This window comes from Microcoleus sp. CAWBG58 (assembly GCF_020883045.1).
Taxonomy (GTDB): domain Bacteria; phylum Cyanobacteriota; class Cyanobacteriia; order Cyanobacteriales; family Microcoleaceae; genus Microcoleus.
Window position 1 is genome coordinate 13,688 of sequence record NZ_JAHRFA010000073.1, and the last position, 23,268, is coordinate 36,955.

A 23,268-nucleotide genomic window follows, 5' to 3' on the forward strand; every position below is an offset into this window, starting at 1 on the left:
ACTTCGTTTAATTTGAATTATAACAAATGCCGGACAAGTTCGCTGGAGTGTATCTACTATTTTTGAGGGGATGAGGGCGATCGGCACAACTGACGCTACTTTGATAAGCAAAAACAATAGTAAAAGTAATTTTGTTTTAAATGTTCAATCAATCTCCAAAAACCCGGAAAATTACCATCCTTCACTATTGATTCCATTCTCATTTGCTTGACGAATTTGCAACCTTTGAGCTATTATACGATTCTGATACTCAAGGGGTGCTATGACAATTTTTTGATTTTGACCCTGAAACCCTTTAAAATCGTAAAATTTTCAATTTTGCAAATGTAATATCTACAAATTTTTATGCGAAATACGCATTTTGTGGATTAAGAATTATAAATAAAATTTTGCTCGATTTGACAAGATACAGTATTTATGATATGTAAGGCGCGAAAGGGGAAAAAGTCGATCGAATTTTTTAACCGCAGATGCAGGCGGATGAACGCAGATGAACGCAGATAAAATAGAAGTACGATCGATTTTTGCTGTTTTGGTTGATGGATAAAATCAAGATATTGTTTGTGTGCAGCCAGAATAAGTGGCGGAGTTTAACGGCCGAGAAGATCTGCGAGAAAATTAGCGGGTACAGCGCGCGATCGGCTGGAACGGAAAAAGGTGCGAGAATTAGAGTAACTGAAGGTTTGATTGGCTGGGCAGATCTAATATTTGTGATGGAAAAGAAGCATGGCGATCGACTTCGCAGCAAATTTCCCGACAGTATTAAGGACAAGGAAGTTATCTGCCTCCAAATCCCCGATAATTACAGATATATGGAACCGGAGTTAGTAGAGCTTTTGCAGGCGAAACTCAGCCCCTATATAGAAATCCCAGATCGTGAGATACATTTTATGCAGCGAGTTTTGGAACCGGAGGTGATGGATTCCTTGGAAGAGGCGATCGAATACGATTCGATGGACTTTACTGAGGTTAATGCTGCGTTTGCCAAGAGTGCGGCTGCTTTGGGGCCAGTTTTTGGAAACGTTTTGGACGTGGGGACGGGTACGGCGCGAATTCCAATCGCCCTCACTCAACTGCGGCCGGAATGGAAATTGACTTGCATCGATTTGTCGGCAAATATGCTGAAAGTTGCAGCGCAGAATGTGGAAAATGCCGGAGCGCGATCGCAAATCAATCTCGAATTAATCGATGCTAAAGCCATGCCCTATCCTGAAAATAGTTTTGACATGGTGATTTCCAACAGCATTATCCACCATTTGCCGGATCCGCTGCCTTTTTTGCAAGAAGTCCGCCGCGTGTTGAAACCGCAGGGAGCAATTTTTTTGCGGGATTTGTTGCGGCCCGACACAGTGGAAATTAGGGATAATTTAGTTCAGATGTATGCGGGAGATTGCAACTCGCATCAGAAACAATTGTTCAGCGATTCTCTACAAGCTGCTTTTACCCTAGATGAGGTTGAGACAATGGTGGAAAGTGCCGGATTGGAGGGCTTGAGGATTTATGAATCTTCCGACAGGCACTGGACGGCAGAACGTGCTTGGCATGAGTCTGTTTAGACAGAAGCCAGTTACTGAGAAGATTTTAGTTGAAGGGCGATCGCTTCTCAACTCATATTATTTTCGGTTGCGTCGGATTTGTTCTCGCTCAGGCAAGATTGCCACAGTAGAGATTCGGGATTTTTTACCGCAGATGACAGCGGATAAACACTGATGAACGCAGATTGAGTTTTAGGACAATGGAATTACCCGGCGCATGATATTGCCACTAATGTTTTTCAGGTCTTCAGCGGAATACCAAAGTGCATCAGCCTCCCCATAAGCAGTTGCTAAAGTTAACCAACCAACAAAAAAGCCATATCCACCGCAAATCGCACATCCACCATCTCCACCTCGAAAAATCTGTTTTTGGTTAATTATCTCGCTATCGTAGGGATCTTGCGCGATATGAAGCCCGAAAAGATTGGGCTGCAAGTGGAGTTTCCAGTCGGCTGCCTTGTCAGTTGGATAGCGATCGCCCGGACAGAAGTCTCCCCAGCGAAATAGAGTTTTGCTTCCCGCACCGCAGGCATACTCCCATTCGTCGAAAGTTAGCAAACGCAGTCCTCCAGCAGCCAACTCAGCCTGAATGTCTTCGTAAGTCTTCGGCATAATTTGCCAAGCTGCGATCGAGCCATCTTGACATTTTTTAAATCCATAGCTAATATCTGGTTTCAAGTCAGATCGATTAACAATCCTAGCAGCCGGACAGTCTGGATGGTCTTTTAATAAATTCAGAATTTTAAGTGACTCCGAACTAATTGCCTCAAAACCAATCTTTGTTGGTTTAATTTCTACAATCAGCGGGGGGACAATCACCTTGCGAGGAGGTGTAGTGACGCTTTGTAGGTAAGAGTAGATATCTCGATCGATCTCATACACCTCGGCAGTATCTTGAAATGATTCAATTTGCTCGTCAGTCGGGCAAAAATTGTCGGCTTCGTATCCGAGTTGGACTTCACCCCCTGGAATCAAAGAAAATAAAGCTCCTCCGTACTCAAAAATGGCAACAGAGAGTTGGCCGCCACCATAAGAGTAAAGTCGTAAACCTCTAAAAATTACTGACTGAGGTAGATGTGCTGCCAATTCCTCCGCGTAGCGATATCTTTGTTCGTCACTCAATTTTTGCCATTTTTGCAATTCCATAAGCTAAAAGTTCCTCACCTCAATCAAACTCTTCTACTTATTTAATTTGATAGCATCTAAAATTACCCGATCGCGCCCTGCGTCTTTTGCCTGATAAAGCGAACGATCGGCTGCTGCAATCAAATCTTTTTTTGAAGTTGTCGGTCGAGGAACCGTACTCGCTACCCCCAAACTTAGTGTAACACAAGGGGATACTGGCGAGTTAATATTTTCAATTGCCATTTTTTTCACCGAGACTCGAATGTGCTCTGCGATCGAGACAGCAATCTTTGGCGAAGTTCGAGGCAAAATTACCGCAAATTCTTCACCTCCGTAACGAGCCACCAGCATTTCCTCCGAAACTTCGCCTGCCGAGTCATTTACCGCCTCAACAATTGTTTGTGCTACCTGCTGCAAACAAGCATCTCCCGCCTGATGTCCGTAACTATCGTTGTATTTCTTAAAAAAGTCAATATCACATAATATCAAAGATATTTCTGCTGTTTCTTCTCCCAATTTCTGCCATGTTTTATCTAAATATTCGTTAAAACAGCGGCGGTTTGCTACCAAAGTTAAGCCATCGGAGTTAGCAAGGCGATACAATTCGGAATTAGCTGTTTTTAATTGAGAATTAGCTGCTTCTAGTTCAGATTGTATTACCGATAAATTGTAATAAAGCTCGCTAATATACCAAGTAGCTTGTTGGTGAATTTGAGCTAAAGCTACCAATACTTGATGCACGTCTAACAGTCGGTAAACTTGAGGTGCTAACTGCACAACAATCGGCTCGTAAAGTAGTTCCGGCGGCCGCTGCACGGCTCGCTGAGCAGCCATGACAATTAAGGCTACTTCTGGTAAAATTAAAGTATCGGTTTGAGCTATTTGATACAAAGCCAGAATTGGTCTGCAAGCAAATATATCTACTCCGTATGGGCGACTCATCCTTTCCATAAATCGCCTGCGCGATATCATTCCTAAAAATTCTCCATTTACGGTCAAGATAACTCCCGGAAGCAGGGGGTGAGATTGAAACAACCGAGCTACGTCTTTGGCTAGGGATGAAGCTTCAATTTGAAAATTAAAGACAGCCAGATCCTTAAGAGTAGACTCTAAAGTTAAATTTTCAGGTGGTTTTTCAGGGAAGTTAGATGGCGCGATAAATTCCACAGACACAGCGCATATCCGAATGAACAATACAGCAGCAACAAATCTAGTGTCAGCTCTTGAATTATTTTAACATTTATTTATTAGCATTGGCTGTATTCTTGACTACAGTGTTTGTTTGAGGAGGGGCTGATTCGTTAGCTTCGGCAGTGTGGATTGCATTGGTTCATCCTCACTTAATAATACACTTATAGTATTCTTGATTTTTTTCTTGTTGGCTTGTTGTCGCGCAAGAAAATGTTTCTGCGCCCGCCCTTAACTCATGTATGGCGCAGACTAACTCAACAAAATCAGTCTTTAAGCCGAGACGAACTCGTAACTAAGTTGTGCGTAAAAAACGCGGTTTCTTTGCCAGTCCTCAAATCAAAACCTAAAGCCGCGAAGGGTGGTGAGAAACTAAGCAATTTCACAATTACCAGAAAGAATTAGTTGAAAGCCGGCCCGCCGGAGCGGGAGAAATTAAAATCAGACTATTCATTACTCCAATCCTCGGACTTAAGGGTACAGGCCACTCTCCCATGGTCAACTGTCAACTGTCAACTGTCAACTGTCAACTGTCAACTGTCAACTGTTGAACTCACCAACCCCAAGTTCCGATTCCTCCCTTAAAAGGGCCGACAATATCTTTGGTAATCCAACCTCCGTAAAAATCTCCTGGTTGAGATTCCACTAATTCCCCGTCCACATAACAAGCATTCATCTGGCTCGGATAAAAAGCCACATAATCTTTAATAGCTGCAAAAACCTGATTGGGATAAGGATAAAACCAAGCAGCATTTACAACTTCCTTCGACCCTACCGTCACAGTGTAATAACCCGCTTGTCCCTTCCACTCGCACCAAGATCCCCGTGAAGTTTTATGCAAATATTCCATTTGGATGTCCTCGGGAGAGATATAGTAGGCTGGAGGGTGACTTGTCTCCAATACCCGAAACGGGCGGCGCGTATCGGCGATCGTCATTCCGTTAAAAATAATCTGTACGTGTTTGGTCGATTCCTCAAGACGAGGGGGGCGCGGGTAATCCCAAACCGACTCTTGACCGGGGCCTGGCTCTATGCGATCGAGGTTCACTTGTACAATCTCCCCTACAAAAAACAATTAGCAACTTAGCATTACAATTTAATGTAGCCTTAATCTAGTCGCTTCTTCACACAAATCCAGCTTTCTTCAGATCTCCATCATATGAGCATTCGCGGTATAGATGTTTCCGACTACCAGCCCAACGTAAATTGGCAAGCCGTTGCCAAGGGAGGCATTCTGTTCGCATTTGTCAAATCGACGGAAGGTGCAACATTAGTTTCCCAAACTTTCGCCCGGAATTGGGGGGGAATGAAAGCTGCGGGGATTCAACGCGGTGCATATCACTTTTTTCGACCGGAAAGCAGCGTTCAAGGACAAATAGATTTGTTCTTGAAAACTGTCAAACTCGAAGCGGGGGATTTGCCACCAGTCTTGGATGTGGAAACTACAGGCGGTTTGAGTGGAGACGAATTGTGCGATCGCGCGACAACTTGGCTCGAAGCAGTGGAAAAAACCACCTCAATGCGACCAATTATCTACACTTACCCCGGTTTCTGGGACAACCTCGGGACACGGCGGTTGGCAGATTACCCGTTATGGATTGCTCACTATACCAGTGCCGAGGAACCTTGGGTGCCCGGTGGCTGGAAGACTTGGACTTTTTGGCAGTACAGCGACAGTAGCACTGTGTCGGGTGTCTCGGGCAATGTAGATGCCAATATTTTTGAAAGCGTCCGAGAAGGCGCCCTCAATTATAAAGTTGCAGACATCCAGAAGCAATTAAGAAGTAAAGGTTTCTATCAAGGCGCGATGGATGGCAAATTTGGAACCTCTACCACAGCCGCCCTCATCTCGTTTCAAAAATCTCAAGGCCTCAATGCAGACGGCCTGGCAGGAATCAAAACCTGGGCTGCGTTGATGAGAAAATCTCCCAAAGTAATTGTTCCCCCTCCAGCGCCGACACCCACTCCCAAACCAACTCCGACACCAATTCCAGTACCAGCCGCGCGGCTGACTGAGTTATTCTCAGCTTACCAAGCTAGTGCTGCTCAAGATACTGCCTTGATTTGGCTGCAAAGTCAAGTTTCTACCTCTGTTTTAGGGGAATTTGGTCAAAAGTGGCGGACAACTGCCACACCGGGCGACACTAATTTGCGATTGATAGATGTCAGCAAATTTTATCGCGGTTTGGCAGAACAAGACCAAGCTTTAGATTGGCTGCAAAAACAAATTTCGCCGGCTGTTATTGCCGAGTTTGCACAAAAGTGGCGCGCTCAATCGACTGTCCCAAATTCTCCGATTCGGCTGATAGATGCCTGCAAATTTTATCGCGCTGCACCCAATCAAAACCAGGCTTTAGATTGGCTGGAAAAACAAGTCTCGCCAGCAACTCTATCGGAGTTTCTGCGCCGATGGCAGAATGCCAAATGATTTGAGATTAATTCCACAGATGAATCTGGTTTTATTGTTCTGAAATTTGGTCAATCGCAGATTTTAGGCAGATGCAATCGGATGAATCTCACTTTTGAAGAGGGCTCTCGCATGACCGCATATAAGTTATTAGTTATAATCCCATATTCACGGAGTTCATGCTTCGCCCCTACGGATATATTTGCCTTGCGCCAGATGCACCCGAGGGAGCATCTCAGTTTTGCATTTATTATAGTGCTGTCCCCGCTCGCGAGTATTGTACAGCTCGCGAGCGCGGACAGCACTCAAAGAAAAAATGCTTTTTACAAAAATGAGATGCTCCCTGCACCCGATGCAACCGACGATGTAACGCAGATGTATTTCAAGATAGTTTCCGAATGAGTGCAAGAAGTTTCTTTGAGAATTAACTCGACATCAAATCTCCCCTTCTCCCTCTCTCCCCCTCTCCCCCTCTCCCTCTCTCCCTCTCTCCCCCTCGAACATAACAGACAATCTAGGCGCTACAGCTTACTCTCATCTTTGACGGTAAGAGAATTATCTGATAAAGTTATAGCCAATATCAACGTTTTTTAATTTTATTCACAAAAATCCAGGGCAGTGGCGAGTTTGTGCCAGCGTCAAGTATAGCGCCTGCAATCAAATCACCCCCGATCGCACTTTTAAATCTTTTAAATTTTAAAACCGATCGGGCAGCCTGTAACAATCATATCTATGGAAATCCCCTTTAACATCACCCTGTTGATGGTCATGACCGTCACCTGTGGTATCAGCGCTCAAGTTCTGGCCGCTTATCTGAAAGTTCCGGCGATCGTATTTTTGCTGCTATTCGGTATTTTAGCAGGCCCGGATTGCCTCGGACTGTTGCACCCCAATCTGTTGGGCAGCGGTTTAGAAGTTATGGTGTCTCTTTCAGTAGCCTTAATTCTGTTTGAAGGCGGCTTGAATTTGGAATTGCGAGATTTAGGCAAAGTTTCCGGCAGCATCCGCAATTTAGTTACTTTCGGCACTTTAATTACGCTCATTGGCGGCGGAATGGCAGCACACTGGTTGGGGGAATTTCCCTGGCCGATCGCATTTCTGTATGCTTCCCTAGTAGTCGTCACAGGCCCGACAGTCATCGGCCCTTTGCTCAAACAAGTATCCGTTGACAAACAAGTCGCCGCTTTGCTAGAAGCAGAAGGTGTTTTAATCGATCCGGTCGGAGCAATTCTGGCGGTATTGGTACTGAATATTATCTTAAACGGTAATGCTGATTTATTGGTGTTGTTTCGAGATTTAATCGTGCGGCTTTTAGTTGGTGCAGTCGTGGGAGTTGCCGGAGGTTGGCTGCTGGGATTCATTCTCAAGCGATCGCAATTTCTCTCAGAAGACTTGAAAAACCTAGTAGTTTTAGCCGGTTTGTGGGGATTGTTTGGCTTATCAGAAGAACTCCGCAGCGAATCTGGACTAATGGCAACAGTCCTCTCCGGCATCGTCCTGCGATCGGCTGCTGTGCCGGAAGAAAGGCTGCTGAGGAGGTTCAAAGGTCAACTTACAGTCCTTGCCATTTCCGTGCTGTTCGTGTTGCTGGCGGCTGATTTATCCCTCGCTAGTGTAGTCGCCCTCGGTTGGGGAAGTTTGTTTACAGTTTTAGCCTTAATGTGGGTAGTGCGGCCGATAAATGTGTGGCTGTGCACTTGGAACAGCGGGCTGAACTGGCGACAAAAATTATTTGCTTGCTGGGTAGCGCCGAGGGGAATTGTCTCAGCGTCGATCGCCTCTTTATTTGCAATTTTGCTCACCCAGCGCGGCATCAATGGTGGCGACTCAATTAAAGCCTTAGTTTTCCTGACAATTATCATGACAGTTTTCGTGCAAGGGCTGACGGCGGGATGGATAGCTCAACTGTTAGGAGTCACATCAAAATCAGCAACAGGTGCAGCAATTGTCGGGTCAAATCCTTTAAGCAGATTAATTGCTCGCTTATTTCAAGAACGCGGAGAATCAGTGGCAATTATCGACACCAATCCCGAAGCTTGCGCGCAAGCAGAAAGAGAAGGTTTGCGAGTGTTTTTGAGCAGCGCTCTCGACCATAGCGTGTTAGAAGAAGCCGGACTCGATTCGATGGGAACATTTTTGGCAATGACTAACAACGGCGAGGTAAACTTAGTATTAGCTCAGCGAGCAGCCGAGGAGTTTTCGCCACCGAGAGTTTTGGCATTATTCCCCAAAGACCCGCAAGCAAATGCGCCTGCAAATAATAGTAAAATCAATCAAGCCTTTGTCTCAGATTTGTCGCTGAAGGATTGGAACGAATATTTGACCGACAGCGAAGTAAAATTAGGGGAAACCGAGTTAAACAGCGAGGGATTGCAATTTCAGCTTGCTCACTTGCAAGCTTTGGTGCAAGCCGGGGAGTTGGCGCCGCTGCTGCTGGAAAGACAAGGATACTTGCAAGTCGTGTCGGCAACAGAAATTTGGCAAGCGGGCGATCGCATTATTTATTTACTCTACGATCCTACACCGAAATTGTTAAAAAGATTGTCCGGTTCGTCCAACTCTCGCTTGACTTTGGAAAAGCATCAGGTAGTTGAAGAAGTGCCGATTCCTGCTCCTGTTTTAGAGAATGTTTTGGAGGAAGTTATAATCGAGAAGGAGGCCGAAGTTTTGCAGCCGCCCGTTTCCCGGTAAGGGGAAGAATTTTATGATAGTTGACAGTCGATCGTCCCATCACACTTCACGACTGAAAATTGAGTCTGAAGCCTCCCCGTTGAGGGGGAAATCCAACAAAATGATTCATTACTCCAATCCTATTCTATCGACGGCTATGGGTAGCTGTCAACTGTCAACTGATAAAATACTATCCGACCAACCCATTTCGATTAGCTGTTGTCGTCAAAATGTACTCAACTTGAGACGGAGTTAAAGTCGGATTCGCATTCAAAACTAAAGCCGCTACACCAGCTACCTGTGGCGCTGCAAAAGACGTGCCAGTTTGGAGTTCGTAATCGTTACCAGGAGTGGTAGAAACTATCTCTACTCCCGGAGCAACTAAGTAATCTAAAGGTGTGAAACCCGCGCGGTTCGAGGTGCTATCCATGATGCCCCTGATATCAATACTGCCCGCAGAAATTCCCCAGCGATTGGCATTACGAGCTGGATAAGCTGGTTGGATATCACCCAAGTTTCCGGCTGCCATAACCACAACAGAGCCTTTGTTATTTGCATATTGAATTGCGTCATTAACCGCGTCGGAAGGGTTAGAATTACTTCCCAAGCTGAGGTTAATGACATTTGCGCCATTATCAGCAGCATAACGGATTCCACTAGCAACATTATTCGGCGAGCCACCACCAAAGAAAGGTAACACTCTGACAGGCATAATCTTTGCATTGGGCGCAACTCCTGTGATGCCAAAGTTATTTCGTTCCGCCGCGATCGCACCTGCTATGTGAGTCCCGTGGCCGTTGAAATCCAGATCCATTGGGTTGTTGTCGCCAGACACAAAATCCCAACCCCGAATATCGTCAATAAATCCGTTGCGATCGTCATCGATGCCATTTCCCGCAATTTCACCGGGGTTCCGCCAAATATTGCCATCCAAGTCGGGATGGTTGTAGTCAACACCGCTATCCACGACAGCTACAACAATGCCATTTCCTGTAATGTTCTGATTCCAAACTTCCGGTGCATTTATGACATCTAGCGCCCAATTAGTCCCACCCAAATCGGGAAGAGCAGGGAAAGGATTTGAGCGGTTCAAGGTGCGGGAAACTGCTGCGTTTGCATTCACCAAACCGTAGCCGTAGTCGGTACTATAAAAACCGCTAGGTGTTGCAAAAGGTTGCGGTACAGGCACAGATGTTGCAGAAAGAGTCAGGTTGTAATTGGTAGAGTTGTTTAAGAAGCTATAAACTTGGACATAGTATGTCCCAGGAGCCAAATTGGGTATATTGATCGCATCTGGGACGGTGCCACTCTCAATAGAGGAGCCAATTCTTTCACCAGAATCCAAAATACCGTTGCGGTTTCTATCTTGAATCAACCTTACGTCAGCATCCCTTGTCAAACCGTCGAGACGCAGGTTAAAATTGCTTTTAGTGTTGATATCAAATCGGTAGAAATCATTGGCATCGCCTGTGCCGACAAAATCAGTTAAGTTGATGCTACCGTTCTCAACGCCAACAACATTACGAGCTGTCGAAATAGAGTTACCTGGATCGGCGAAATTCAACTGAGAAGCAGAGACTGTTCCTGTTAGCGGCTCTGTGTTTGGATTCGCCGATTGTGACAGCGGCTGGAGTTGAGTATCGGGGACATCGCCAGTAACTCGATCGCCCGCAGAGAAATTGAGTCCCTCGCCCGCACCAGCTACAATAAAATCTGCGATCTGTGTCTGTGGGTCGATGCTGGATGCTGTGGGATTGAGAAAGCTAGATTCGGGACTGTAACCAGAAGCATTCAAGGGATCGATCGCTCTGTTGAGCAAGTCGCTGTTAGCCGGAAATGCCGATCGGGCGAAATCGTTTGGCTGTTGAATGAAATAAAGGCGATCGTTGGAATTGGCTGTGATGTCTAACATAATTTAAAACCTCAGATATTTAGATTGATTCGTTAGTTAAATCTTAAGCAACTCGGATGGAAAAAGGATTAGTTATACCCGCAGAGTTGATGAGGTATGAGGTGCAAGATTGATTGCGAGAAAGTGCAAAGTAGGTGATATCTTGCACCAGCGAGAATCCTGTAGGGGCGGGTTCGCCCAGAGTCAAAAACTAAGCAGACAGGTTAAATAAACCCGCCCAGCCCCACCAATAACCCCCAAATAACCCCTATATTGAGATAGGTGTAATATCTTAGATGTAGGTGAAAATGTCGCTTTTAGGCGAAGTCTAGATCCCCCTCGCATCCCCCTGATAGTCGGGGGACTTTGAGTGTTCTTGTTCCTCCTTCTTAGGTCGGGGGACTTTGACAATTTCTTGTTCCCCCCTTATTAAGGGGGGCTAGGGGGGATCTGGATTTAATAGTTAAACAGCAATCTCCAATTTGCACTAAAAATATCGAGTTCCAATCCACTATTGAGAAAAACTTACTCCGCCTCTCCAATCAAAGTAAATGCCGCCCAATTTCGCGGCTGGGGATGAGTTTTCATCGCGGTTAACATTGCCTGCCGCAATGCCTGTGCTTTGTCGGGATTATTTTGCAAGTTTCGGTAAAAAGACTGCATCAATTCGGATGTCGGCGCATCGGGAACCGCCCATAAAGAAACAATTACACTCGGCACTCCAGCCGAAATTAAAGCGCGCGACAAACCAATTACTCCATCCCCAGTAATTCTGCCTTCTGCTGTATTGCAGGCACTCAAAACAACTAAACTTGCTTGCAGTTTCATGTCAAAAATCTCTTCTGCGGTCAATAAGCCGTCATCGTTACCAGAAGGAGCCAGGGCGATCGCACTTCCCAATCCATTTACATCATCGAGCAATCCATGCGTTGCCAAATGAATGATCGATGCTTGGGGCATTTGTCGGACGATCGCAGCTTTTGTCCCTTGTGCGCCCGTGATGGCTTGGGTTTTGAGCAGAGGGGCGATCGCTCTGGCTTCGGCTTCGGCTCCAGGTAGAGCAGACAATTGCCGTTTGGGTTCTCCGGGAGAGGCAGATACGATCGGCATCGTGGGATTGCCTAAGACTAGAGCATTACCACTGTTAGGTTGCTTCTGTGCTAATTTCTGTTGTCGGGTTAATGCCAGAACTTGAATCGAGGGGGCTGTGAGAATGGTGTGTTTTTGGATTAAGTAATTGTCGTTGGCATCCTGGAGAGCGGGGAATGGCACCTGGAATAGGGAACCTTGGGGAATGAAAATGACATGGGCGTTGGGGTCTTTTGGGAGCAGATTGGCGATCGGATCGATCAGCAGTTCATGCAGCTTCCGTAAGTTGAAGTTGGGTTCGGGTTTTGGGGAGCCAAGACTGCTGCGACTACGAACCTTAAGGAATTCTTGATTGTCAATAATTAAGCTGGCTAGAGAGGCATTGTGTTTTTGCCAAAGGGGTTTGAGGTCAACTTGGCGGAACGCGATCTCGCCCGTGGGTTGAATTATCCAAATGTAGAGCGCGGATTCTCGCATTTCTCGTTTGCCCTGAATCTGAAGCTCGTCGTAGATTATGGAATATTGCACCAAAGTGGCGTTTTGTGCTTTGGCGATTTGGCGGATTTGATCTTGGTTGGGAGAAGTGTTAATAACCGGATTGGTAGAACCTGAAGATAAGCGTTCTGTCAGGAGATCGACGAAGGCACGAGCACGTCCCCGCTCGGAAATTTCTAAAGCGGCGATCGGATTATTTTGAGCCACCCGGACTCGTTGTAACATCCGATAGGTGCGAGCTTGTGCTTCAAAGATAGAGACTTTATTCTCATCGTTGGAGCCGAGCATTTGACGCATGGATTCCCAAACTTGAATCCCATTAACGAGCATTTTTTCAGCTTCTGTTGAGTTGCCAGCTTTTAAGAAGGTCGCTCCAAGGTTGTTTAGCGCCACACCTTCCCCTTTGCGATCTTGAATTTCGCGGGCGATGGCTAACTGTTGCTGTGCATACTCAATGGCTTTGGCATAGTTGCCCAGATCTAAGTAAGCAGCTCCCAAAAGGCCCAGTGCCGTACCTTCCCCTTCGCGATCTTGAATTTCGCGGGCGATGGCTAACTGTTGCTGTGCATACTCAATGGCTTTGGCATAGTTGCCCAGAGATTCGTAAGCGATTCCCAAATTACCCAGTGCTGCACCCTCCCCTTTGCGGTTTTTAATTTCGCGGGCGATGGCTAAAGATTGCTGTGTATACTCAATGACTTTGGCATAGTTGCCCAGATCTAAGTAAGCGATTCCCAAATTACCTAGTGCTGCGCCTTCCCCTTGGCGGTGTTTAATTTCCCGTGTGATGGCTAAATGTTGCTCTGCATACTCAATGGCTTTGGCATAGTTGCCCAGAGATTCGTAAGCGATTCCCAAATTGCCCAGTGCCGAGCCTTCCCCTTCGCGGTTTTTAATTTCGCGGGCGATGGCTAACTGTTGCTGTGCATACTCAATGGCTTTAGCATAGTTGCCCAGAGAGTTGTAAGCATTTCCCAAATGGCCCAGTGCCACACCCTCCCCTTCGCGGTTTTTAATTTCGCGGGCGATCGCTAAACTCTGCTGTGCATACTCGATCGCTTTGGTATAGTTCCCCAGAGATTCGTAAGCATTTCCCAAATTGCCCAGTGCCGAGCCTTCGGCTTCGCGGTTTTTAATTTCGCGGGCGATCGCTAAACTCTGCTGTAAATACTCGATCGCTTTGGTATAGCTGCCCAGAAGGTTGTAAGCAACTGCCAAATGACCCAGTGCCAAACCTTCCCCTTCGCGGTCTTTAACTTCGCGAGCGATGGCTAAACTCTGTTGTGAATACTCAATGGCTTTGGCATAGTTGCTCAGCTTGAGGTAAGCGATTCCCAAATTGCCCAGTGCTACACCCTCCCCTTGGCGGTGTTTAATTTCGCGGACGAGCGCTAAACTCTGCTCTGTATACTCAATGGCTTTGGCATAGTTCCCCAGAGAGTTGTAAGCGGCTTCCAAATTGCCCAGTGCCCTACCCTCCCCTGAGCGGTCTTTAATTTCAAGGGCGATCGCTAAACTCTGCTGTGAATACTCAATAGCTTTGGCATAGTTACCGAGAGAGAGGTAAGTATTTCCCAGAGAGTAGTAAACGGCTCCCAAATTCGTCAGTACCGCACGCTCCCCTTGGCGGTTTTTGAGGGCGCGATAAATTTGCAGTGACTGTTGCCAGGAATTCACCGCTGCTGCGAATTGGCGAGTCTGCCACTGTTGGTTGCCCTGCTGAAACAGCCGATCGGCCTGGGTTTTAGAATCCATAGTTTGAGCAACAACCGGGAGTTGAGAGTGCCGAGGAATATAAAAAGCAACAGACAAAAAGCAAAAGGCGAGGGGAAACAGGAAGCCCGATCGCACTTTACGATTACTAGATTTAAACAGTGTTAGCGAGAAAGGCTGCATGGGATTTTAGGGTTTGGGTTGCGGGAGTTGGCGTTGTTGTTCGATCGCCCTAATTTGTCGCAATCGATCGCTCCAATCTTTCAAAGGTTCGGCTTCCGAATTAGCGAGAGAATCTAGCAATTCCAGAACAGCCGCTTGGTTTTGAGAAGTCCCAGGGGCTTTGCGCGCTTCGGCGATCGCGTCATACCACAGCCCAGCCTTGGCATACAAATCGATCCGCTGTTGGGGAGTTGACGTGGCTGCAAGTTGAGTCTGCAACGATTCCGCAGGCTGGACTACTTGGATTTCTGCCACCGCCACCACATTCCGCGAAGGAACATTCCGATCGCACACCAACACCACTTGCCACTGATAGGATTGCCCGATCGACATTTGGGGCCCATTTGCCGGCAAAGCAACGGACATGATTCCCGGCTGACTCTCCATCTCGGTTCTGTAGAGCAGTTGTCCCGATCGACTAAACAGCCGGAATTGCAGCGGACGAGAAGTGCGATCGGGTACAAACCAGGTAAAAGTGGGATGCACAGAAATCGTTTCTCCCACATGGCTAAACGGCACCAAAGCAGTTAATGCCGCCGCTGAATCACCTTCACAACTGCCGCCGCGAGTGGTATTCGTGCCCGTTTCTTTCGGTGCAGAAGGCTTTTTAGGGGGAGTGTATTGTGCCAGCGCTGCGATCGGAATCCAGAACGAAACACTCAGGATTAAACTCGCAATTCCGGCAGAATAAATGGTTCGACGTTTCAATCCGTGAGTCATCATCTGAATCCTCTCTGTAACTATTTTCTACGGTAATCGACAATACACAAACATAATAGAGGACTACCCACAAGCTTTGTTGCGGGAAGGTGCAATTAAACAGTTGACAGTTGACAGTTGACAGTTGACAGTTGACAGTTGACAGAATTCTTAGTCGGCGCAGGCCGACTTTGTTTGTGTAGACGCGGTTTCAACCGCCGAGTCATAACACAGCATCAAGGTTGACAGTTGACAGAATTCTTAGTCCGCGGAGGCGGACTTCGTATGTGTAGACGCGGTTTCAACCGCCGAGTCATAACGGGGATATTTAACCCAGATTTGGTATTACCAGAACCACCGCCGTTTCGCTGACCAAGTTAATTCGCACACTGTCCCCCTCGGTTGATTTGGATAGCGCCGAAACGTTCCGCCTAATTGTTTGGCTAAATTGTTTGCTAACTGCGTGCCTAATCCTGAACCTTGAATATTAGCGTTTAAATCTTGGATTGTCGGTTCTGTATCGCACAGTATCCCCCTGCCATTATCCGTCACCCGAATCACTTGTCGATCGCCCTCCTGAGTACAAATTACTGTCAAGCGAGTAGTTGCGATCGCGTGTTTTCCCACATTACAAAGCGCTTCTTCCAAAAAGCGGCAGAGTCCTCGCTTGTGTTCCAACCGCAGATGGGAGGTGTTCAAGGGATCGAACTGCACTATTTTGAATTTGATTGTTTGAAAGTAGGGCAATTCTTGTTCCAGCGCGTTGGAATAGACTTTGTAGAGCAATTCATGCAGCGGGGCTTGCAGGGCCAATTCGATCGCACTTCCCATTTGCAAATGCGGTTCATCGGCGATCGCATCTCGCTGCACCGATCCATAAACTTCCCGTAATTCTTGACTGAGGCGTTGCAAATCCGGTAAAAATGGCGGCGGTGGATCTTGCTCTTGAGCAGTTCTCAAAATCCCTACCAATGTTTGTAAAGGCCCGCTATGAATCGCGTTAAAGGTCTGTTCGATCGCAAATTGACGTTCCTCCAACCGCAGTCGCAATTCCTGCTGGTGGCGGTAGAAAAGTGCCGCCGTTGAACCAGTTCCATTCAGCACCAGAATCAAAAACACAGGCACAATCGGTACCCACCATCCCATCAGAATCAGCCAGTAACATATCGCGATCGAGCTAATACTGGCGATTAAAAGCCCTAACAAAATTTTCCAGGGCGATCGCAGAAATCGTCCCAAACTCATCCCCAAGAGTCCCCAGGCCGCAATCCAGAGCGTTTCCCAGCCGTCCCCCCAAACCTGAATCAACGGTCTGCGATCGAGCACCGCGCTCACAATCTGGCTGGTTTCGTGGGCTTGCATTTCCACTCCGTAAATCCGTCCCGGATTGATGCCCGCGATCGCACCTGAATTTGCCAAATCCTTCGCGCTAAAAGACATCATCCCAATCAGCACAATCTTGCCTCGAATCCACTCCGGATCTACTTTTCCCGCCTTAATTTGTGCTAGAGAAAGCACGCGAAATGGCTTTTTCCCGCTGCGAACATTCAGCAAAATCTGATTCCCGCCCGCATCCGCCCCCACATATCCGCCAGAGTTTGGCTGCACTCTGGTAAATTCAATACTGCCAAAGCGCATCGCCTCCCGATCGCGAATTCCAGTGCCTAACTTAATTCCTCGGGTTGCTAAATAGCGTTCTGCTAGACGGATTGCGAAGGAAAAACGGTACTTCTGCTGAGGCTTTTGAGCGCCCAATAAACTGCGACGCTGGTAGCCATCCCCATCGAGGACAAAATCTGCAAAGCCAACTTGTTCGGGTGGTAGCGCGGGCGGAGGTGCGACGGTAAAGCCACTGCGATCGGGCAAAGCAATCTCCACTCCGATCGCATTTTTGCTGTTACGAAACACGGATGTTAGTTCGGCATTACCCGGTTCAACCGGAATATCGCGGACAATATCTAAGCCGATCGCGATCGGTTGATAAGTTTGCAATCGTTTGAGTAAATCGGCAATTTCGCGATCGGGAATCGGATAAGTTTTGGCGCGTTTAATATCTTCTTCCGTAATGCCGACGATCGCAATCCGTTCATCCATTGGCTCAGGAGGACGTAGCAGCAAAAATCGATCGAACGCAACCAACTCCAAAAACTGAAGCGCACCCGTCAATCTAGCCATCACCACAGCGACAATCACCATCACCCCTGGAAGCGATCCGCGCCACCAAGTCGAGATATCTGCTTTCACTGCTTGCGATCGATCGGGCTTCATCTAGTTATTAGTCATTAGTTATTAGTCATTAGTCATTAGTTATTAGTCAGTAGTTCGCCAACTGTCAACTGTCAACTGTCAACTTTCACTGCTTGCGATCGATCGGGCTTCATCTAGTTATTAGTCATTAGTTATTAGTCATTAGTCATTAGTTATTAGTCAGTAGTTCGCCAACTGTCAACTGTCAACTGTCAACTGTCAACTGTCAATCAATCCTGCTTCCCTAGCCTTCACTTCCGTTTGAATCCGCAGATTTTTGTCTTTTTCGGGATACACTTCTAGCACATCTCGAATCTTAATCCAGTAATATTGCACAGTACGTTCACAAACATTCATCCGTTTAGCGATCGCCGTATCCTGTAAACTCTCTTGAAAAGCCAATTGCAACACCTGCATCCACGCGGGTTTTAGTTGCAAACCGTTGCGGATCTCTCTGGGAGTATAAATCCGTTCGTGCAGCGCCCAATCCACCATCGCCAGCAAATCTTTCATCGGTTGACTTTTATCAACAACCGTAAATCCGCCCTCATGATTGTCGATCGACGGTTTCAGCCAAACCAAAGTGCGAACATGAGCACTCTGGACTACAATGTTTAGACTCGAATAATTCTCCATCAAGGTTTTGAGGAGTTGAAGCCCTGAATTAGCCTGAGCAGTTTCGCCGATCGCCTCTGGCATCACCAAATCCACAATTACCAGATCCGGGGTAATCTGTGCTACTTGCTGAAGGGCTTCCTGAGCCGTTGAAGCCGTCAGAATATCAGCCTGTGGATACTCCTTCCTCAAAATGTCAAGCGTGCCGCCTAACACCATCGCATGGTCATCCACGACTAAAAAGGTTTGTTTTTCAGGTTGAGGTAAAGTCTGGTGCATAGTTCAATCGTTACCGCACAACATCGTCAGTTTAGGTGATCCGTCCTCTTCTTACAATAGAGGTATTACCGGGATTCCGTCCTGCATCTGTCCACAAAATAGGACTGTGGAAGTCAGCAACGAGAATTGCGCTAAAGTGCAATTTTGTTCACCTCTCTCTTCCCTCCCTCTGTGTTCTCTGCGTCCTCTGTGGTTAAATCATTCCAAAAATAAGGATAATTTTATGACAGAATCAGGTTCATATAAAGCCAGCACGTACAATCTGGAACTCGACGCAGAAATCCAGCGGCTAAAAAATCAAGTTCTCCTCAGTTGGGAAAAAGAAGCGCGGACTTTAAAATGGTTCGGTTTAATCGACGGGATGAATGTTTTAGAAGCTGGGAGCGGGCCGGGATTTTTCACCGAAAAACTGTTAGAATTATTGCCAAATAGTTCGATAACAGCCGTAGAAATCGACCCGGTACTGCACGAAAAAGCCGTAAAATATTTGCAGGAGAAACGAGGCGATCGCGTAAATCGCATTCAAGCATCGATCGCAGATACTGGTTTAGAGGATAATACATTTAATTTTGCGATCGCCCGTTTGCTATTTGTTCACCTCCCAGATCCCGTCGCAGCAGCCAGAGAAATATTCCGCATCTTAAAACCGAGTGGTAAACTGGTGATTATCGATAGCGATGCGGATCTGTTTTGGCTGACAAATCCACCTTGGTCAGTTCAGATTGTCCGCGAGAAATTCAAACAGGTGATGGCCTCGCGGGGCGGCAATTTATGCGTAGGGCGAAATCTGTGTCGCATTCTCAAAGAAGCTGGGTTTGGTAGCATCGATTTAGAAGCCGTTGTCAGCCATAGCGATATCATCGGCATAGAAGCATTTGAACCTTTGCTAGACTCCGGGCCGATTTTACAAATGGTCAAACAAGGGTTGATTTCCGAGTCGGAAATAGAGAGTTATCTAATTTCGCGGGATGAGTTTGTCACTGCGGGCGATCGATCGATGATGAGTTTTTGGTTGATGGCTTGCGGGGGAAAAAATTAATAGAAATCTGGAATAACTCTCAAGCTTCCTCCCAGCAATGACTAATGACTTTTGGTTTGGTGCGTCGCTCATCGATTGTCGATTTTTTTAGGGATTTAACAGTGCCGACGCACCCTACGACTCTCGAATAAGTCTCAACTCGGAGGCGGGTTTATCAGATTGTTAATTATGGGAAATTATTGTTTTTGATACTTTCCCCCTTGTATCTTGTATTTTCTTCTTCTTTCTTCCTTCGCGTCCTTCGCGTCTTCGCGGTTCGTTTCAATCCAAATACCCAATCCAAGCCGGCAAAACCTCCAGCGAACCATACCACTTTCCCGGAGAGCGAGGCGAATGCCAAACCCCATCCAACACCAAATTTTCGGCCCCGTCCAAATGAGCAGCTTCAATCGGCGTAATTCCATCGCCCCAAGTTTCGCCCTTCCCCACAGTCAACTCGTAACTCTTGTAAGCCAGCCAAGTCGCAAAACTGCGCTTACCAAAAACAGATTTCCCAGCCACGCACACGTAGCGCACTTGCGGGTGAAACGCCCCCGGATAATGAATTTTGACAAAATCTAGATTTTTGCGCGTCCAGCGCTCTTGAGAGACGTGTGGCGTGCCTAAACTAATTAAAGTATTGACCCAAGGGTGAGCTTCCCACAAACCCGCATCCGACCGCACGTCGCCGTGAATTGTATAAGGCTTTTCGCCTAAATAAATCCGAGAAATCCAGCCGCCTGCGGAATGACCGATGAGATTTACTTGAGAGACGCCGTATTGCTGTAACATTTGTTTGACCGTGCGATCGAGCTTCCGCAAAATTGGCACCATCGATCGCCCGCCAAAAGTCGGCAACCAATCTGCCTTGCCCAGTGGTACTGTTACAGTTGGGAAACCGCGATCGACCAAAGATTTTTCTAATTCCCGATAGTCTGAAGCCGCAGCAAAATATCCTGGCAAAATCACGGTAGGTAATGGCATTATCAATTTTAGATTTTAGACTTTAGATTTTGCGGCCGGGGTGCTAGGATCTATTTTTCAAGTTCCAAGACGCTTGCCGAAGCATCCTTTGGATGGCTAACATCTCTTGCTCGTTAAACTTTTTGCTTGGGGAATATCTACTTCTATGGCTCGCGAGCCGATTCCAACATTGTATTTTACCCTAGTTGTCGTTCACTTAGAAGACCGTTTTCTACTGGTACAAGAGCGCAAGTACGAGCAGCAGTGGTATCTGCCAGCAGGGCGAGTAGAAAAAGGCGAGACTTTGCTTGAAGCTGCTCAGCGCAATACTGTCCAGGAAGCGGGCATTTCTGTGATCGTGGAGGGAATTCTCAGGGTAGAGCATACGGTGATGCCTAGGGGCAACGTGCGCCTGAGGGTGATTTTTGTGGCTCGTCCTGAAGATAAGACGCCACCCAAGAGCAAGCCGGACGAGTTTACTTTGTGTGCTGGTTGGTATTCTCTCAAAGAGTTAGACCAGTTGTCGCTGCGCGGAGAGGAAGTTCGGGAAATGTTTCAATATATGGCAAGCGGCGCTCCAATTTATCCTATCGACTTGCTGAGCGTTGAGGGAGCTCCTTTTAAAACTTACCGCTATCGGTGGTAAAAAGAAGGAAGTTCGACAACGGATTATGTAGCGGATGTAACGGATGTAGCGGATGTAGCGGATGGGGAAGAGGAAAAAAGACTTATGCATTAAGCTTTTTAGCGATCCGTCCAAATTCCTTTCTGTAACCGAATTGGAAACAGGGGTCGATCGCGCCGATCGTAGGTGTTTAATCAATTAAGACAGTGTATCGGTCAGGAAAAGACGGTATTGCAGTGGCTCCTTGGTGAGAAGGCGACTGGCTGCGCTCCTTAATTTTGAGCGCGATCGTGCTATACTTATACCTTTGAATTGCTAAATTTTTAATTTTCACCGCTTCCCCATAAAAAAAATCTCGGTCATCAATAACCAATAACGAATAACAAATAACTAATAACCAATAACCAATTCCTAATTCCTGATTGCCAATGGTCATGACTGATTCATCCTCCCTAGCCAACGCCCTTTCCGAACCGCTGCGCCAGCCTTTTTGGTGGGCAGCCCTAGCTTCTGTCGGAATTCACGGAGTGCTCGGAGTAAGCGCCCCGACAATCTCAAACATCATCTATGGTGGTGGCAATTCCTCAAAAAACATCCCCGGTTCCGTCGGATTCGTGCAACTAACTCCCGCAGAAGCCGGCCGCCTGCCACAAACCATACCACCGCGATCGTCCAATAAGCCGTTTTCGATCGCACCAGTTCCCGTTCCCACCTCGCCCAAGTTAGCTCGCCCTTTGCCCCCTCCACCGGTTAACTTGCCCGCCCTGCCACCGGGAATGCCCCCACCTGGATTCTTTGCGCCTCTCGATCCCCCTCTCCCGCCATTAACTGCCCCAGCCGCCCCGCAGTCACAAACTTCAGTTCCAACGGTCAAACCCCCCTCTCTCAAAACACCTACTTTCATCCCCCAAGGGCCTCCCAGCGGTTTGATTTTCCCGCCATTACCCGGTAATTTCGATCGTAATATCCCCCCACCGCCACCAGGAGTAACAGGATTACCCCAGCTTCCTGGCGGCACCTCCGAAGATGAGGCAGAGACTCTCAAAAAGGTCATAGCCAGTAGAGGCGGACTCCCCCTATTCCCAGACGGAGCTCCTGTCTTTACCCCGGAATTCCCCATTGGTGGCAGGAATTCTGGGCCCGATGGAGTACCGAAATTGACTCAAAAAGATCCCAATAAACGGAATCTCATCGCAGAAACTCCCGAAGAAAGAATCAGGAGGCAACAATTTGACCAGGGACAGCAACAACTAGAACAGCAGGGAGTGCCCGGTTCCAACTTACCCAGCGACAGAGAGACACTGCTTGCTGCTGCTAATACCTATGTTGCTTTGTTTAATGACTTCAAAAAAGCTTACCCCGACTTGGAAATGACGGGCCCGACTCCTGTAACTGTCGCTTATCCTAAAGAAGCTTGTTCGCAAAAACTCGAAGGAACCGCTGTTTTCGGAGCAGTTGTCAGCCCTCAAGGGTTGCTCAAGGCCGAGCCTAAGCCGATCGTCCCTACAGGTTACGGTATTCTCGATACTGCGGCTAAAACTGCAATTATTAACCCCAATCAAATATTTCCAGCAGCCAGCACGCACAAGCTTTACCAGTTGGCTGTCGCGTTTAAATACGACGAAAAAGTTTGCAGCGGCATTCCTGTCGCCCCATCCACCGGCCCCACCAGGCCCACAGCCCCGCAGCCGCTAGCGCCAGCCCCGACAGCACCCAAGCCAACAGGCGAACAGTCCCCAGCCCCTGCGGAAGTGAAACCCCAGTTTGAGAAGCCACCGGCGCCCTCTAACAAGCCGCAACCAGGGGCCCAACAGTCGCCACAGCCCTCACCAAAACCCGCAACCAAACCGTCGCCCTCACCTCAACCGAAACCAGCCGCCGAACAATCTCCTTCTCCCCAACCGAAGCCAGCCCCCGAACTGTCTCCGCAGCCAGAAGCTGTACCTTCTCCCGCCAGCGAAGTGTCCCCGCAGCCAGAAGCTGCGCCTTCTCCCGCTGCCGAAGTGTCCCCGCAGCCAGAAGCTGCGCCTTCTCCCGCTGCCGAAGTATCGCCCTCGCCAGAAGCTGCGCCTTCTCCCGCTGCCGAAGTTGGGCCTTCTCCTGCTACGGCTAATTAATTGTTAACTAGACAAGATTGCATCAGAAACCGCAGTCTGTAGGGTGTGTCATTGCCATATTTGTTGCTTGTTAAACCAATTTATACTTGCTGACGCACCCTACTTTTTTGACTGTTTTTTGCGGACTGAAGTCCTCACTACGAACCTGGTTTTTTGCAGACTGAAGTCCTCACTACGAACCTGGTTTTTTGCAGACTGAAGTCCTCACTACGAACCTGGTTTTTTGCGGACTGAAGTCCTCACTACGAACCTGGTTTTTTGCGGACTGAAGTCCTCACTACGAACCTGGTTTTTTGCAGACTGAAGTCCTCACTACGAACCTGGTTTTTTGCGGACTGAAGTCCTCACTACGAACCTGGTTTTTTGCGGA

The 23,268-nt window shown here is 47.5% G+C and carries 18 protein-coding genes; 8 read left to right on the forward strand and 10 right to left on the reverse strand.

Annotated features, from left to right (window positions below):
* Positions 1 to 539: 539 nt before the first annotated feature.
* The gene (locus QZ918_RS25595; protein WP_293339955.1) at positions 540 to 1,556 is read left to right on the forward strand and encodes a methyltransferase domain-containing protein; all 1,017 of its coding nucleotides are present in this window, start codon (positions 540 to 542) and stop codon (positions 1,554 to 1,556) included.
* On the forward strand, positions 1,543 to 1,710 hold the full coding sequence (locus QZ918_RS25600) for a hypothetical protein (protein ID WP_293339958.1): 168 nt from the start codon (positions 1,543 to 1,545) through the stop codon (positions 1,708 to 1,710). Before QZ918_RS25595 ends, QZ918_RS25600 begins: the two co-directional genes overlap by 14 nt.
* Before the next feature lie 17 nt (positions 1,711 to 1,727).
* On the opposite strand, the gene QZ918_RS25605 is transcribed toward QZ918_RS25600, so the two are convergent.
* Together QZ918_RS25605 and QZ918_RS25610 are read right to left on the reverse strand one after the other, a co-directional pair.
* Complete coding sequence (locus tag QZ918_RS25605; protein ID WP_293339961.1) at positions 1,728 to 2,681, reverse strand: formylglycine-generating enzyme family protein; 954 nt, start codon at positions 2,679 to 2,681, stop codon at positions 1,728 to 1,730.
* 33 nt (positions 2,682 to 2,714) lie between these two features.
* On the reverse strand, positions 2,715 to 3,833 hold the full coding sequence (locus QZ918_RS25610) for a GGDEF domain-containing protein (protein WP_293339963.1): 1,119 nt from the start codon (positions 3,831 to 3,833) through the stop codon (positions 2,715 to 2,717).
* A 420-nt stretch (positions 3,834 to 4,253) separates the two neighbouring features.
* Here QZ918_RS25610 and QZ918_RS25615 point away from each other — a divergent pair, with 420 nt between their 5' ends.
* The gene (locus tag QZ918_RS25615) at positions 4,254 to 4,433 is read left to right on the forward strand and encodes a hypothetical protein (RefSeq protein ID WP_293339965.1); all 180 of its coding nucleotides are present in this window, start codon (positions 4,254 to 4,256) and stop codon (positions 4,431 to 4,433) included.
* On the opposite strand, the gene QZ918_RS25620 is transcribed toward QZ918_RS25615, so the two are convergent.
* Entirely contained in the window at positions 4,402 to 4,896 is a 495-nt protein-coding gene (locus QZ918_RS25620; protein ID WP_293339967.1) for a DUF427 domain-containing protein, read from the reverse strand. The genes QZ918_RS25615 and QZ918_RS25620 overlap by 32 nt on opposite strands.
* Positions 4,897 to 5,007: 111 nt before the next feature.
* On the opposite strand from QZ918_RS25620, the gene QZ918_RS25625 reads away from it, so the two are divergent.
* The gene (locus tag QZ918_RS25625; protein ID WP_293339970.1) at positions 5,008 to 6,276 is read left to right on the forward strand and encodes a GH25 family lysozyme; all 1,269 of its coding nucleotides are present in this window, start codon (positions 5,008 to 5,010) and stop codon (positions 6,274 to 6,276) included.
* Positions 6,277 to 6,987: 711 nt separating this feature from the next.
* Entirely contained in the window at positions 6,988 to 8,946 is a 1,959-nt protein-coding gene (locus tag QZ918_RS25630; RefSeq protein WP_293339973.1) for a cation:proton antiporter, read from the forward strand.
* Positions 8,947 to 9,115: 169 nt separating this feature from the next.
* Here QZ918_RS25630 and QZ918_RS25635 read toward each other — a convergent pair whose 3' ends face one another.
* The 5 genes from QZ918_RS25635 to QZ918_RS25655 form a co-directional block, all read right to left on the reverse strand.
* The gene (locus tag QZ918_RS25635; RefSeq protein ID WP_293339976.1) at positions 9,116 to 10,837 is read right to left on the reverse strand and encodes a S8 family serine peptidase; all 1,722 of its coding nucleotides are present in this window, start codon (positions 10,835 to 10,837) and stop codon (positions 9,116 to 9,118) included.
* Positions 10,838 to 11,341: 504 nt separating this feature from the next.
* A complete protein-coding gene (locus QZ918_RS25640; RefSeq protein ID WP_293339979.1) occupies positions 11,342 to 14,296 on the reverse strand; it encodes a CHAT domain-containing tetratricopeptide repeat protein in 2,955 nt (984 codons plus the stop codon).
* Between the two features lie 6 nt (positions 14,297 to 14,302).
* Positions 14,303 to 15,058 (reverse strand): DUF928 domain-containing protein, encoded by a 756-nt coding sequence (locus tag QZ918_RS25645; protein ID WP_293339982.1) that lies wholly within the window; start codon positions 15,056 to 15,058, stop codon positions 14,303 to 14,305.
* 321 nt (positions 15,059 to 15,379) lie between these two features.
* On the reverse strand, positions 15,380 to 17,302 hold the full coding sequence (locus QZ918_RS25650) for a CHASE2 domain-containing protein (RefSeq protein ID WP_293339985.1): 1,923 nt from the start codon (positions 17,300 to 17,302) through the stop codon (positions 15,380 to 15,382).
* A gap of 198 nt (positions 17,303 to 17,500) precedes the next feature.
* Positions 17,501 to 18,175, reverse strand: coding sequence for a response regulator (locus QZ918_RS25655; RefSeq protein WP_293339987.1), 675 nt, complete (start codon positions 18,173 to 18,175; stop codon positions 17,501 to 17,503).
* Positions 18,176 to 18,398: 223 nt separating this feature from the next.
* Here QZ918_RS25655 and QZ918_RS25660 point away from each other — a divergent pair, with 223 nt between their 5' ends.
* Positions 18,399 to 19,214 (forward strand): class I SAM-dependent methyltransferase, encoded by an 816-nt coding sequence (locus QZ918_RS25660; RefSeq protein WP_293339990.1) that lies wholly within the window; start codon positions 18,399 to 18,401, stop codon positions 19,212 to 19,214.
* A 261-nt stretch (positions 19,215 to 19,475) separates the two neighbouring features.
* Here the strand turns inward: QZ918_RS25660 and QZ918_RS25665 are convergent, their stop codons facing one another.
* A complete protein-coding gene (locus QZ918_RS25665; RefSeq protein WP_293339993.1) occupies positions 19,476 to 20,177 on the reverse strand; it encodes an esterase/lipase family protein in 702 nt (233 codons plus the stop codon).
* Positions 20,178 to 20,322: 145 nt separating this feature from the next.
* Between QZ918_RS25665 and QZ918_RS25670 the strand changes: the two genes are divergently transcribed.
* Positions 20,323 to 20,802, forward strand: a complete 480-nt coding sequence (locus QZ918_RS25670; RefSeq protein ID WP_293339996.1) for an NUDIX domain-containing protein — start codon at positions 20,323 to 20,325, stop codon at positions 20,800 to 20,802.
* A gap of 169 nt (positions 20,803 to 20,971) precedes the next feature.
* On the opposite strand, the gene QZ918_RS25675 is transcribed toward QZ918_RS25670, so the two are convergent.
* Positions 20,972 to 21,217: a hypothetical protein gene (locus tag QZ918_RS25675; protein ID WP_293339999.1), complete on the reverse strand. Its 246-nt coding sequence runs from the start codon at positions 21,215 to 21,217 to the stop codon at positions 20,972 to 20,974.
* Here QZ918_RS25675 and QZ918_RS25680 point away from each other — a divergent pair.
* Positions 21,216 to 22,898 (forward strand): hypothetical protein, encoded by a 1,683-nt coding sequence (locus tag QZ918_RS25680; protein ID WP_293340002.1) that lies wholly within the window; start codon positions 21,216 to 21,218, stop codon positions 22,896 to 22,898. The two genes, QZ918_RS25675 and QZ918_RS25680, sit on opposite strands and share 2 nt — an antisense overlap.
* The last annotated feature ends 370 nt before the right edge of the window (positions 22,899 to 23,268 follow it).